The following is a 14,433-nucleotide window of genomic DNA, read 5'->3' on the forward strand; positions in this document are numbered from 1 at the left end:
TTTAAAATCTAAAATAGATAAATGGGTTGTAAGCTTCTGTAGCTATATAATAAAAACAGAGAGCAAATAAGAAGATTAATCCTGCATTATAGCACAAAACACTTAGATTGTAAATGCTGTTGTTATCTTTTAAATTATTAAAATATAATTTTACTTTTTGATAAACAGGTGTAGATAATATTATCCCTACTATTAATGCTGTAATCACTTCTTTGGTTAAGTAAAAGTTTAAAAAACCAGTATTTAAACGTGCTTTAAAATCAAATAAGGTATATGTGTAATTAATTGCTTGATTTAGATTTTCACTTCTAAAAATTACCCATCCAACAATAACTATAAGTAATGTGTAAAAATGAGCAATCCAAGTACTTTGTTTTTTTAAAAAAGATTCAAAACCAATTCTCTCAATAATTAAAAATAAACCATGAAACAATCCCCAAACTATAAATGTCCAATTGGCACCATGCCATAAGCCAGTTAAGAAAAAAACTATGATTAAATTTATATATGTTCTATGGTTTCCTTTTCTATTTCCGCCTAAAGGGATGTATAAATAATCTCTAAACCATTGTGATAAAGTTATGTGCCAACGTCGCCAAAATTCTTTTATAGATTTAGAGATGTATGGATAATTAAAATTTTCAGGAAAATTAAAGCCAAACATTTTACCTAAACCTATAGCCATGTCAGAATATCCTGAAAAATCAAAAAATATTTGTAAAGTATAAGCTACAATACCTATCCATGCAATTAATGCAGAAGATTGATTTTGGGATAGACTAAATGCTGCGTCTGCAAAAAAAGCACAATTATTAGCAATTAGCATTTTTTTTGCTAAACCAATAATAAACCTTTCTACACCGGTAGCAAACTGTTTAGCGTTTGTTTTTCTTTCTTTTAATTGTTTTTGAACTTGAGAGTATCTTACAATTGGTCCTGCAATTAATTGAGGAAACAAAGTAACATACATCGTAAAGTCAATAAAGTTTTTATTGGCTTTTATATTACCTCTGTAAACATCTATAGTATAAGACATTGTTTGAAATGTGTAAAAACTGATTCCTATAGGTAAAACTACATTTGTAATTAAGTTATTATTAATATTAGAAATAATAAAGTTAGAGTATTTAAAGTAGATTAAAATGCTTAGATTAAATACTATAGATAATACTAAACCTATCTTTTTTTTCCCTGAATTAATGATTAATCCAGAACTATAATCAACTAATGAAGATAATAGTATCAAAATAACCATCTGTTTTTCTCCCCAAGTATAAAACCCTAAACTTAAAACCAAAAGAATGATGTTTTTCATTTTCTTTGGAGCTAAATAATATAGAGCTAAAGAAAAAGGAAGAAATAGAAATAAAAATATAGGGCTACTAAATAACACAAGACTAAAATTATTGAGGTCTAAAATACAATAAAATATAGTACTTTTGGGTTTTATTCTAGCAACCCAAACTTTGTTTTAATGCGGTACATTAAACCACTGATATTTATTTTTTTATTTTTTTTTATAAAAATAAGTTACTGTCAAAACTTTGAAGATGCTTGGTCAGAACATTATTCTTATCTGGAAATTAAAGATGTGTCACCAGGTTTAGACAAATTATATGTAGCTGCAGAAAACACTATTTTTACATATGATATTAATACCTATCAAATAGAAAAACTTTCTACTATTAATGGTTTGTCAGGAGAGACTATAAGTGCTATCTTATATATAGAAGACCAAGATTTACTGTTATTAGGGTTTGAAAATGGCCTAATGCAAATTTATGATCAAGTAAATAGAACGTTTTTAACGGTAGTTGATATTTTAGATAAACCAACAATTCCGCCAAATAATAAAGGTATAAATCAATTTTTTAGAAATCAAGATTTGGTTTATGTCTCAACAGATTATGGTATATCAGTATATAACATTAATGCTTTAGAATTTGGAGATACATATTACATAGGTCCAAATGGTTCACAATTAAAAGTTAGACAGACAACAATGTTTAACAATTATATATATGCAGCAACAGAGCAAAGATTGTATAGAGCAAGTTTAGATAATCCTAATTTAATTGATTATCAAGAATGGGAAAGTTTAAATAACGGAAATTGGTTAGGTGTTCAAAATGTTGAAGATAGACTATACGTAGCTAATTCTAATAGAAGAGTTTATGAAGTTGTTAATGGTAACTTAATCCAAAAAGTTGCTTACCCACAAGATATAGTTGGTTTTAAAAGTAACGACAACCGTTTGTCAGTTACAATAACTAAGCAATCTTTTGTATATAGTAGTAATTTTGATCAGTTAGTCAATGCAGCAACAACAACAGATTTTAATCCAAATTTTAGTACAAGTATATCTGTATCAGAAGAATTGTTTGTTGGAACAAATAGAATTGAAAATACAGGACAACCAGCTTTTGGAATTTTAAAAACCAGTTTTTCTGATCCAGAAAATTTTGAAGAAATTCATCCAGAAAGTCCATTACGAAATAGATTTTTTAAATTGAAATATCAAGAAGGACAAATCTGGGGAATACATGGAGGTTATTCAATATCTTATAATTTTAATGGCGGAGTAAGAAGAGAAGGGATTAGTCATTTTATAAATGATGAATGGCGAAATATAACGTATGATTCTTTAGCTCAAAACGTAACAAATCCATGGTACTTATCCTATCTAACAATAGACCCATTTAATAGTAGCAATGTGTATGTAAGTTCATACTATTCAGGGATTATAAATATACAAAATGAAGAAGTAGTTAATGTGTTTAACCAAAGTAATAGTAGTTTGGTGCCTTTATTTGGTTCGGTTTATTTGATTTTAAATTCAGCTTTTGATGATCAAGGTAATTTTTATGTTTATAATGGACGTGTTAACGAAACTCTTAATAAACTATCAGAAAACGGTCAATGGACATCTTATAACTACCAAGCTCTAATAAATCCCGCAACAAGTAATTTAGGATTTTCTTCAATGGTTTTTGATAATAACGGAACAATATTTTCTGGTAGTTCTCACTATGGTGTAATAGCATGTGTACCTAATAGCAGTAATAATCCAACAATAGTTAATATAAGTGAGGAAGAAGAAGGAATGCCTTCTCCAAAAATAAGAACTTTAGCATTAGACAGAAATGGGCAATTATGGATTGGTATGGATAAAGGGATAAGAGTTGTTTACAATACACAAAACTTTTTAGAAAATCCAGAAGTAGATAATATAGTGGTTTTAGATAATGGAGAAGCTAGTGAGCTGCTTTTTCAGCAATTTGTAACAGATATTGAAGTAGATGGTTCTAACAATAAATGGATAGCAACATTAGACACAGGTTTGTATTATTTCTCATCAGATGGTCAACAAACCATATATCACTTTACAAAAGACAACTCACCACTACCAAGTAATGATGTTTTAGATGTAGCATTGGATGAAGAAAATGGTATTGTTTACATAGCTACAGAAAAAGGTCTATTATCTTTTAAGTCAGAAGCATCAAAACCAAAAACTACTTTAGAGGATGCTTTTGTTTTTCCAAACCCAGTTAGACCTACATTTGATATGGTTTCAGAAAAAATTAAAATAAGAGACATTTCAGAAAACGTTAATATTAAGATTACAGATATTGAAGGTAATCTTGTAGCAGAAGCAGAGTCTAATACAAACGGAAGATTTAAAGGCTATAATCTTGAAATTGATGGTGGTACAGCATTATGGAATGGAAAAAATCTAGCTGGAGATGTTGTAGCTTCTGGTGTATATTTAGTAATGTTAAACGATCTAGACACGCTTGAAACTAAGGTGCTTAAATTAATGGTGGTTAGGTAATGCAAACCAAAACAAAAGCCATAGTTCTTTCAAAAATAAGATTTAAAGACAACGATTTAATAGTAAAATGCTATACCTATAATCATGGTATAGTCAGTTATATTTTAAAAGGTGTTTTAAAGTCTAAAAAGAATAATAAGAAAACAGCCTATTTTCAACCATTATCTTTATTAGAATTAGAAACAGACCATAAAGATAATAGGTCTTTACAGTATATAAAAGATTTAAAAACAAGCTTTCTATATAGTAGTTTGCATACCAATATTGTTAAAAGTGCTATTGCAATGTTTTTAGCCGAAATCTTATCTCAAGCACTTAAAGAAGAAGAACAAAATATACCATTGTTTAATTATTTAGAGACCTCTTTTATGTGGTTAGATGAAAGTAGTCAAATATCTAACGCTCATTTACTATTTCTTTTAGAATTAACGAAGTATCTAGGTTTTTATCCTGATGATTCTGAAATTGATGCCGATTTTTTTAATCTTTTAGAAGGTCAATTTCAATACATAAACAATTCAAAACACTGTGTTTCCGGAGAAAATTTAACACTCTTAAAACAGCTTCTAGGCACAGATTTTGATGCATTAAATCAAATAAAAATCAACTCAAAACAAAGACAGCAGTTTTTAAAAATGTTGTTGCAGTATTTTGATTTGCACTTAACCAATTTTAATCAACCTAAATCTTTACAAATCTTAAATGATGTATTTAATTAAAAAGATAACGTACATTTTTATATTCTGTTTTTTTGCAAATGCTTATGCTCAGTCAGTAAAAGTTGTAGATAAAACAACCAAAACACCAATACCAGGCGTTGCTGTTTTTAATAAAAATCAAACTACAACAGAAGTTACAGACCAAGATGGCTTAGTTAATCTAGATAAGTTTTTAGATACAGAATTGATCTTTTTTCAACATATTTCTTTCAATTTAAAATCTTTAAAAAAAGAAAATATTAATACCGATTCTATTTACCTAGAAAGTAGTCAATTAGGTTTGGATGAGGTTATAATATCTGCATCAAATTTTAAGCAAAATAAACGAGAAATCCCTAAAAGTATAGCTATAGTAAATGCCGATCAAATAAAGTTTAATAATCCACAAACTAGTGCAGACTTATTAGAAAATACAGGTAAAGTTTATATACAGAAAAGTCAGTTAGGTGGTGGTAGCCCAATGATACGTGGTTTTTCTACAAATAGATTATTAATTAGTATTGATGGAGTAAGGATGAACAACGCAATTTTTAGAGGTGGTAATCTTCAAAATGTAATTTCTATAGATCCACTTTCCATAGAAAAAACTGAAGTTATTCTTGGTGCAGGTTCAACTATTTATGGTAGCGATGCTATTGGTGGTGTAATGAGTTTTTATACTAAAAGACCTAAGCTTTCTTACACAGATAGTTTAATTGTGGATAGTAATGTAATGCTTAGATATGCTACAGCAAATCAAGAAAAAACTGCACATGTAGATGTAAATTTTGGTCTAAAAAAATGGGGATTCTTAACTAATGTTACGTATACAGATTTTAACGATCTGCGTATGGGTAGTCATGGACCAGCAGAATATTTAAGACCCGAATACGTCGTGACAGAAAATAATCAAGATGTAATTATTGAAAACAATAATCCAAAAATTCAAAAATTTACTGGTTACAACCAAATCAATTTAATGCAAAAAATAGCATACAAACCAAAAGATAACTTAGATTTTGATTTAGGATTATTTTATACGACAACTTCCGATTATCCAAGATATGACAGATTAATTAGATATAGAGGTGATAATTTGCGTTCAGCAGAATGGAATTATGGGCCACAACGTTGGTTTATGTCTAATTTAAAAGTAACAAAGACAAGTAGTAAGGCTACATTTTATGATAATATAAAAGCAACATTTGCATATCAAAATTTTGAAGAAAGTAGAATAGATAGAGATTTTGGAGATATAATTAGGAATATACATGAAGAGTCTGTTAATGCTTTGTCTTTTAACTTAGATTTAGAAAAAGATCTAAGCAAAAAATCTAGTCTTTTTTATGGTTTTGAGTATGTTTTCAATAAAGTCAATTCTATTGGATATACAGAGAATATTGAAGATAACACAACAGAAAATACTGTTTCAAGATATCCAGATGGTGCCACTTGGAATAGTACTGCTATATATGCTAATTATAAGTATAAATCAAACCAAAAGTTTGTATTACAATCTGGTTTAAGATATAATAACGTAACACAAAGTGCAGATTTTACTGATAATAATCAATACTTAAATTTACCATTTGATCAAGCTAATATAAATGCAGATGCTTTAACAGCATCAACAGGAATCACATGGTTACCCAATGATATTTTACAGTGGAAACTTAATCTATCTACAGCATTTAGAGCACCAAATATTGATGATGTTGGTAAGGTTTTTGACTCAGAACCAGGATCTGTAGTTGTACCAAATAATAATTTAAAACCAGAGTATGCATACAATGGAGAATTAGGTTTAAAACTTAATTTTAATAAAAAGGTAGTGTTTGATTTAGCAACATACTATACCTATTTAGATAATGCTTTAGTTAGAAGAGACGGAGACCTTAATGGAGAAACTGAAATTATTTACAATAACGAATTAAGTAATGTGCAGTCTATACAAAATGCATCGAAATCTTGGATATATGGTTTTGAATTTGCTGCTCTATGGAATATTAGTGACCAACTTAAGCTAACATCAAGATATAATTTTATTGGTGGTACAGAAGAAACAGATGGTGTAGAAGTACCAGTAAGACACGTAGCACCTAACTTTGGCGATACACATCTAATGTGGCAATCTGATAAGTTTAAATTAGATGGTTTTGTAAATTATAATAACAAATTATCTTTTACTCAATTGGCACCTTCAGAAACAGAGAAAGATTATATCTATGCTTTAGATGAAAACGGTAACCCGTATTCTCCATCTTGGTATACTTTAAATCTTAGGACTCAATATCAATTAGCAGAAGATACAACAGTTACAGCAACTTTAGAGAATATAACAGACCAACGTTATAAAACATACTCGTCTGGTATTGCTGCACCAGGAAGAAATTTAATTGTTTCATTAACATATAGTCTATAAAAAAACCAGCATTAACAAAATTAGTTAATACTGGTTTAAGGATTAGCATTTACACGTTGCTTTTATTTTTTTATAGCTTTTTTAGTAATGGTTTGCCCATTGTTTAATGTAACTTTAGCTATGTAAAGATTTTCATTTAAATTTTTCAAGTTGAAAGTTTCAGAGTAATTATTACCTTTAAAAGAGTAAATTACTTTTCCTAAAGTGTCAAATATTTCAATTGTTTTAATCTTAAGATTCTGACCGACTTTAAACATTACATTGTCATTTTCTAGCTCAATAATAGAAAGGTTGTTTAAAGTTGTTTCTTTATTATCAATACTCAAACTTGCATTGTTGAAAACAATCTCAAAACGATTGTTAAACTCACCAACATTAGAAGTAAAGTTGTAATCACTTGCAGTTAAATCGTGAATTGTAGAGGTTAAATTGTCTTTAAGATAAATAGGGTTATTAGTTAAAAAATCACCTTCCAAATTGTCAATTGAAATAGTGTAAATTGTAGCTACATTTATAGAAGTTTTAAAAGCTATAGGTACAATCTCATCTTCATTTAAATCACTAATGTTTCTTGCTTGTATTGCAAATAGATTTGGATTGTTTTCTATTATAGAACCAAATTTAACCGCAGTGTTAGAAGATAAATTTTTGGCAGCATCATAATATGAGCCATCAAAATTGTTTGTAGCTGAAGTATTGTAGACGATTAAGATTTGGTTAAATACACCATTGTCTGATGTTAAATTTAAACGAAGCTTTTCTACATGAAAGTTGTCACTTTCGTTATTAATGTTTGAAGTAGTTGTATTTGAATATCTAAAAAATTGATCGTTATTAGATTTAACACGCATACCATTATTAAATATTACTGTTCCAGGTGTTGTTGCATTATCATCATAGTTTACAAAAAAGCCTTGTCCAGAAGCAATATGTCTAGTAGGAGTAACACCATCTCCTCCTGCAGTTTCACCAACACCATTTATGATTGCGTAATCTGAACCAGAAAAATTTAGGATTTGATTACCATTGTTATTATCTGAAGGCGGTGTGTTTTGTGACCATAAATAGATGCTACCATCTAATGTGCCTTCTGTATTAGATGTTGAGTATTTATTTGCAGCCATAAATAAGTCTACATCAATAGCAGAGGGATAAGGATTGCCTATAAAATTCCAATTATTATCTGGTATTGCACTAGTACTACTATCGTCATTTCTAACTACAGCAACGTTTATTAATCCATTATTAAAAGGTCCCGAAAAGATATGTGCAAAGTTATTACCAGAGCCGCCACCAATACTAAAAGATGTAGGGGATAGTGTCGCAGCGTAGCCAACACCAGGTGTCATTATCCCAGAAGCATATTGCCAATCGTCTCCATTGTCATCAATATCATCTAATGTATCTGAGGCTGTATAAGCTGTTAATGTATTGTTGTTGCCGACTTCATAGAACAAATCAGAAAAATTAGCTGCGTTAAAGTAAAAACGTCTATCTGGATTTGTTGTAAAAAATGTATTTTCTATTGTTTCACCAGTAACAGGACTACTCCAATAAGTATATTCATACCAATTATTGATTGTTGCTGTTTCTTTAGTTACATAAGATGTTCCTGCTCCATTATTAGTAAAACTTTGAGTATTATCATTCTGTAAAAAGCTACCTGCAGTTTGTAAATTAATATCTCCGTTATTATCTACATTTCTTTGTACTTCAACAAAAGTGTTGTCTGCTATAATTAATAAGTTGCCTGCAGATACTGTTAAGCTACAAGCACTAAAACTTCCATTTATAGAGGTGTCATAATTATCATTGATAATAACACTCTTTGTTAAGTCAGGTGAAACACCTCCTTGCCATGCACCACTTGTCCAAGTTGCTGTTGTTGTGCCACAAGGATTAGATACATCGCAAGTGTAACCACATCCACCTAAATCACTAAAACGTGTTGAAGATGTTAGCCAATTACTTATCGTTCCTGCATCTGCTAAAATATTTGCTGTCGTCGTTGTAGTTGTACAATTATATTTAGCATTAGAAATATTTCCTCCTAAATCTAAAGCAGAGGTGCCAAGAGTTAAAGACACTGGTAAATCTGAAGTTGTGCTATTGTTTCCAGGATCATAAGTCCAGCCAGTACTTTTAAAACTAATGCCGTATAAAAAAAATGGTGTAGCAGTAGTATCTCTAAAAACTAGAATTTGTTCTCCACCACCATTTAATGAAAAACCACCTGTCGGATTGTTAGATACCTCTCCAATTGAAGGTGTAAAGTTATTTCCTGATGTTTCAGTAATTGTGATCTCTGTACCACATGGTAAGTCTTGATCAGATTGCCATTCAATGATACCTTCTGAAGTAGAGAAAGATGAGGTTGTATTATTCCACGAATTATCTGTGAATTTAACTACTGTGCCTGTTGATGTTTCAGTTAATAATACAAATGTAAATTGATCAGCATCATTTGCATTATAACCTGTAATTATAATTTCTCCAGGTTGTAAAAGTGTTTGGCCAAATGATAAAATAGTAAATAAAAAAAATATTAATAGCGTAAATTTTTTCATCTTAATGATATATAATTAATAGCATGCTAAAAATATTTCATAAATTATTTTAAAACAAAAAGCTTCAACTTTATTAGTTGAAGCTTAAGTTTTTAGCGATAAAAAACATTTTTTTTAGTTTTTGATAAACTTTTTAATGATTTTTTGCTTGTTGGAAAGTTCTATCTCAGCTAAGTAAACAGATTGACTTAATGTATTTAAGTGATAGGTTTCTGTTTGTTCACTTCCTTTTAAATTAATTATTTTTCTTCCTAAATTATCATAAATAGTAACCGAGCTAATGCTTAGGTTTTTAGGAGCAATAAACTTAACATCATCATTAGTTAATGAAATGATTGTTGTATTAATTTCATTTAAAGTAAATTGGTCAATACTTAACGTTGGGTTTGTAAATACAATTTCAAAACGGTCGTTAAATTCACCAACTTCTGAAGTAAACGAATAAGCACTAGCGGATAAATCATGATACGTGTTTAATAAATTATCTTTTATGTAAGCAGTATTGTTTGCTAAAAAGTCTCCTTCAAAATTATCAATGCTTATAGTGTAAACTGTTGGCATATCTATCTTGTTTAGAAAACCAATATATATAGTTTCGTTAATATTTAAATCGGAAATGGCTTTACCTTGTACACTTAATTTTTCTGTGTCACCAGGAATTAATGAGTAAAAAGTCATTGTTTTTGTATATGCTCCGTTTGTTTTAGCATCGTAAGCAGCACCATCGTTAACAGTTGTTGCTCCATTAACGTAACCAATCATAATATTATCTTTTAAGCCAAAATCATTAGTTAATTTTAACCATAATCTATTTTCAGAAATATTAGTGCTTGCGTTAACATTACTAGTTCTAAAAAACTGATTGTTATTTCCGTCAACACGCATACTATTATTAAACGTTACCGTTCCGGTTGTTGATGGAGCAGCATCAGAATATGTAACAAAAAAACCTTGTCCAGACGCTATGTAGTTTGTCACTCCGCTTACTGAAGAACCAGTATAGTTAAGTGTAATATAATCGTTAAGGTCAAAATTAATTTGTTGATTACCGTTATTGGTAGCAGATGGAGGCGTAGAATGTGACCATAAATATATAGCACCATCTAAAGTACCTGTTGATGGGTTTGCACTGTAATTATTTTCATTAAAAAATAATGTTGCATCAATAGCAGATGGATAAGGATTACCAATTAAATTCCAATTTGTATCTCCAAGTTCTGTGTCATTTCTTTCTACAGAAACAGAAATAATACCAGTATTTAACGGACCTCTAAAAGAATAGTTATAATTAGTTGCTGTAGTGTATGCAGCTGGCGAGTGTGTTGCAGCATAACCAACACCAGGTGTCATTAAATCTCCAGCAGATCTTAGTTGCCAGTCGTTAGCATCGTCATCAATATCATCTACTCCTGCACCAACAACTGTAGCATTGTTATTGTTAGTCTCGTAAGTAGAGTCTACAAAATTACCTGCGTTAAAACTAAATCTTCTATACGGACTTGATGGGAATAATGCACTTCCTATAGTTTCATTAGTTACCGGACTACTCCAGTAGGTGTACTCGTACCATGCGTCTAATACTGCGGTTAATTTTTCTACAGTTGTTGGGTTTGAGGCAACACTACCTGAATCGTCATAAATACCAGAATTGTCTATTTGAATTACAGACCCTTCGTTTTGAACTAATAATTCACCATTGTTGTAAATACTAGTCTGAACTTTCACGTAACTATTTGCACCAACAGTCAATATATTTGATGGATTGATATAAAGACTACACGCTTCTATATTTCCGTTTGAAGTTGTATTGTATGTGTCGTTGATAATTGCTGTAGTGGTCAGATCAGGAATACCATTATCCCATGATCCAGCAGACCAAGTGGTAGTAATCATACTAACCTGAGCTGCATTTGTTGCTTGAGAACATGTACCATCTTCAGTAACTTCTGCATAAAATTGATAAACATTTAAATCAAAACCGTCAATTGTTAATGTGTTAGAATTTTCTCCAGTTACAGTACCTGGTAAAAAGCTAGTACTTGTTACAGTAGACCATGTTGGAGAAACACCATCATTATAATACCAAGCATAAGTTAAAGTCCCAGAATTACCTGCAGTTGCTGTAAAGCTAAAGGTTGCACCGCTACATCCAGAAATGTCGCTTATTGATGAAGTTGTAGGCAGGCTAGTAGGTAATGAAAATACGCCTAAATCTGCACAACTTTCAGTTAAATTTGTTGTCCAATCACCTGCTGTAAATGTTGTTGAAGGACCACTTCCTGTTATGTTTCTTAAGATTGAATATCCAATTGTATTAGGGCAGTGTACTACGTCATGCTGTGAGCCATTTTTGGTTAATCTAATTTCATCATTTTCATTGATACCAGCATTCAACTCTGTAAAATCAAAGGATATAGAAGAACACGGGTTTTCTGTTAGGCCTGAGCCTCCTATTCGTAATGTAAAGACAGAATGTGCAGCAATTGTACCAGTTAGATCGATAGTTCTTGATGGTAAAGCATCTCCTATGTCTCCATATCTTTCAATTTCAAAATCTGTTCCTGATGCATCTAAATTTATTGCTGATCCTGTTGGGTTGTATAATTCCATATACCAAACATTTCCTCCATCAGAATCATAAACTTCTGTAATGATTAAGTCTGTAAAACTTGTACCGCCAGAGCAAGCTCCTGTTGTATCAATAATAGTAAAATCTGTAGTAGAATTAACGGGACAACTGCTTTCGGTTACAGTAATAACACCTGTTGTAGCGCCGCTTGGTACTTCTACAACTAATTCGGTAGTAGTTTGACTTAAGATTATTGCGCTAGTGCCATTAAAATTTACTGTAGAAGAAGTTGTAAATCCAGTACCTGTAATTGTGATAATACTTTCTTCTGGACCAGAAGTAGGCATAAAACTAGTTATTGTATGAGTTGGAGTACATGCAGAAATTATTTCAATTGTATAGTCTTCAGTAGATCCATAAGTGAAAGTTCCACAAGGAGAAATTGTACCAGCAGAACCGCTTTCTTCTTGAACAATACGCATTCTATAGTTCCCGATTGGTTGAGTAACAGGAACATTAATAGTTATACTCTCTGTAATATTTGCACTTGAAAAATTCAAGTCTACTGTAGTTATAGTTTCGTCAGTGTCATCAAAATCTCCATCGCCATTCCAATCAATCCAAACTCCACCAGCACCATTATACCAGCTACCTCCATTACAATCACCAAATTCTACTAATAGAGTGTATGTGCCAGCTACATTTAAATCGGCACTCATCGCAGTATAATCATTAACGCCTGTTGTACAAACATCTGTAGTGTTATTTGATATTGTATTATTTTCTCCAACTAAAGTAACATTTTCGATTTCTGAATCATCCGTACTTGTTGAACCAGAATCACAATATGCAAATATAGGTGTACAAGAAACTTCTACACCATTAGACCATTCTAAGTCGTTTCTTGTAAAAACTTTATAGGTGTAAGTTATGCCGTTAGTTAAACCTGTTATAGTTTCGGTTGTTCCAGTTCCTTTGTAGACACAAAAACCTCCATCAAATGCTGTTCCAGCTCCAAAAGTTGTGCTAGCTGTATATGTACCGCCATTACCTGTTGGTGTTGCTGTAGAAAATGATGTATCTGTTGCGAATACTAAAATATTATCATAACAATCTGTTGGCAGAGTCCAATCTAGAGTTGTAGTATTATTTTCACATAAAGAAGTTGTTAATCCTGTAACGTTACTTGGTGTTGCAGTTTGTATAGTATGTGTATCACTATCATAAGCTGTTCCAGTAACACTTCCAGCAGAAACAAACGTTAAATCTGTTGTTAATAAAGCACTTACTTGTATCGTGTTACCATTGGTAGAAGTACATGGTATATCTGTAGTTATAAATAAATAGCCAGTACTTCCATTAGATATTAGTTGACTAAATCCAGTAAACGTATGTGTACCAGGTCCTAATGTTGTAGTTATATTATCTAGAAATGTATCAGTACTGGCATTAAATGTTGCGTCTGCAGAGTAGTATAATTTAAAATTTGTGATGTTTGAAGTAGCATAAGTTCCAGTTGTTGTAAAAGCGACATCTGTTAGTGTTGCATTTGCTATACTTACAGACAAATCAAATGCGTAAATTGGTGTGTCGTTTGTGTCTTGTATGATACTTGTAGCTGATGTAGCTGGGTTGGCTGAGTTTAGTATAATGTCTGGTGGAGTAACGCTTCCACATGAAGCAGGAGCATTTCCAAATCCAGTCATTGTTAGTCCATTTGCTATTTGAGTAAATCTAGTGCTAGGATCAGACCAGCCATCAATATCTCCGTCACATAATCCATCCAAAACTTGTAAATTGTTATTTGCTGTACTGACACCACTAACAGACCAACTTGAACCTGGATCTGTTCCACATAGACCAAACATGTCTTGAATTGTACCACCAAGATAAACAGCTATAGCATCATCACCATTAAAAGTGAAAGCTTGAACTGTAGTTCCAGAAAGATTTGTGCCATTTGTGGTTGCATAACCAGTTAAATCAGAAGTTCCAATTACCCATACTTCATCTGTCAATAAAGTTCCTGAAGTAATGTTTAATACCGATGAACAAGCACCTCCATTAGTTCCTTGATGAACTTCAAGATTATTAACGGCAGAAAAAGTTATATCAACTCCTGAAACATTAAATATTTCAATTCCTTTTGGAGTAGTTCCAGAACTAGTTTCTATGTATTGACTTATTATAACTTCTGATTGTCCAAAAGAAAAATTAAGGCATAGCAATGCCATTAAAGAGAGGAGAAATTTATTCATGTTGTATTTTTTGACTATTAATTAGTCTTAAATATAGGAAAATTCTTAAGGGATTAATTTCTATTTCGATGAATTGCAATGATT

The 14,433-nt window shown here is 31.0% G+C and carries 6 protein-coding genes; 3 read left to right on the forward strand and 3 right to left on the reverse strand.

What is annotated here, in order from left to right:
• Window position 1: 1 nt before the first annotated feature.
• Window positions 2–1,315, reverse strand: coding sequence for an MBOAT family protein (locus tag INR78_RS06230; RefSeq protein WP_255593134.1), 1,314 nt, complete (start codon window positions 1,313–1,315; stop codon window positions 2–4).
• A gap of 159 nt (window positions 1,316–1,474) precedes the next feature.
• Between INR78_RS06230 and INR78_RS06235 the strand changes: the two genes are divergently transcribed.
• The 3 genes from INR78_RS06235 to INR78_RS06245 are packed head-to-tail and all read left to right on the forward strand — an operon-like array spanning window position 1,475 to window position 6,955.
• Window positions 1,475–3,835 (forward strand): two-component regulator propeller domain-containing protein, encoded by a 2,361-nt coding sequence (locus INR78_RS06235; protein WP_223077926.1) that lies wholly within the window; start codon window positions 1,475–1,477, stop codon window positions 3,833–3,835.
• Window positions 3,835–4,554: a DNA repair protein RecO gene (recO, locus tag INR78_RS06240; RefSeq protein WP_223077927.1), complete on the forward strand. Its 720-nt coding sequence runs from the start codon at window positions 3,835–3,837 to the stop codon at window positions 4,552–4,554. Before INR78_RS06235 ends, recO begins: the two co-directional genes overlap by 1 nt.
• Window positions 4,538–6,955 carry a TonB-dependent receptor domain-containing protein gene (locus INR78_RS06245; RefSeq protein WP_223077928.1) on the forward strand — a complete coding sequence of 806 codons (2,418 nt, stop codon included), beginning with the start codon at window positions 4,538–4,540 and terminating at the stop codon, window positions 6,953–6,955. The genes recO and INR78_RS06245 overlap by 17 nt, the downstream gene beginning before the upstream one ends.
• Before the next feature lie 62 nt (window positions 6,956–7,017).
• On the opposite strand, the gene INR78_RS06250 is transcribed toward INR78_RS06245, so the two are convergent.
• The gene (locus INR78_RS06250; RefSeq protein ID WP_223077929.1) at window positions 7,018–9,522 is read right to left on the reverse strand and encodes a T9SS type A sorting domain-containing protein; all 2,505 of its coding nucleotides are present in this window, start codon (window positions 9,520–9,522) and stop codon (window positions 7,018–7,020) included.
• Between the two features lie 114 nt (window positions 9,523–9,636).
• Entirely contained in the window at window positions 9,637–14,349 is a 4,713-nt protein-coding gene (locus INR78_RS06255; protein WP_223077930.1) for an S-layer family protein, read from the reverse strand.
• Window positions 14,350–14,433 lie beyond the last annotated feature (84 nt).

Source organism: Mesoflavibacter sp. SCSIO 43206, assembly GCF_019904215.1.
Taxonomy (GTDB): Bacteria; Bacteroidota; Bacteroidia; order Flavobacteriales; family Flavobacteriaceae; genus Mesoflavibacter; species Mesoflavibacter zeaxanthinifaciens.

What these genes read in the sequence shown, in the direction of transcription:
- INR78_RS06230 (WP_255593134.1), bottom strand. Translation starts at nt 1,315, where the DNA reads ATGAAAAACATCATTCTTTTGGTTTTAAGTTTAGGGTTTTATACTTGG.
- INR78_RS06245 (WP_223077928.1), top strand. Translation starts at nt 4,538, where the DNA reads ATGATGTATTTAATTAAAAAGATAACGTACATTTTTATATTCTGTTTT.
- INR78_RS06255 (WP_223077930.1), bottom strand. Translation starts at nt 14,349, where the DNA reads ATGAATAAATTTCTCCTCTCTTTAATGGCATTGCTATGCCTTAATTTT.
- INR78_RS06250 (WP_223077929.1), bottom strand. Translation starts at nt 9,522, where the DNA reads ATGAAAAAATTTACGCTATTAATATTTTTTTTATTTACTATTTTATCA.
- recO (WP_223077927.1), top strand. Translation starts at nt 3,835, where the DNA reads ATGCAAACCAAAACAAAAGCCATAGTTCTTTCAAAAATAAGATTTAAA.
- INR78_RS06235 (WP_223077926.1), top strand. Translation starts at nt 1,475, where the DNA reads ATGCGGTACATTAAACCACTGATATTTATTTTTTTATTTTTTTTTATA.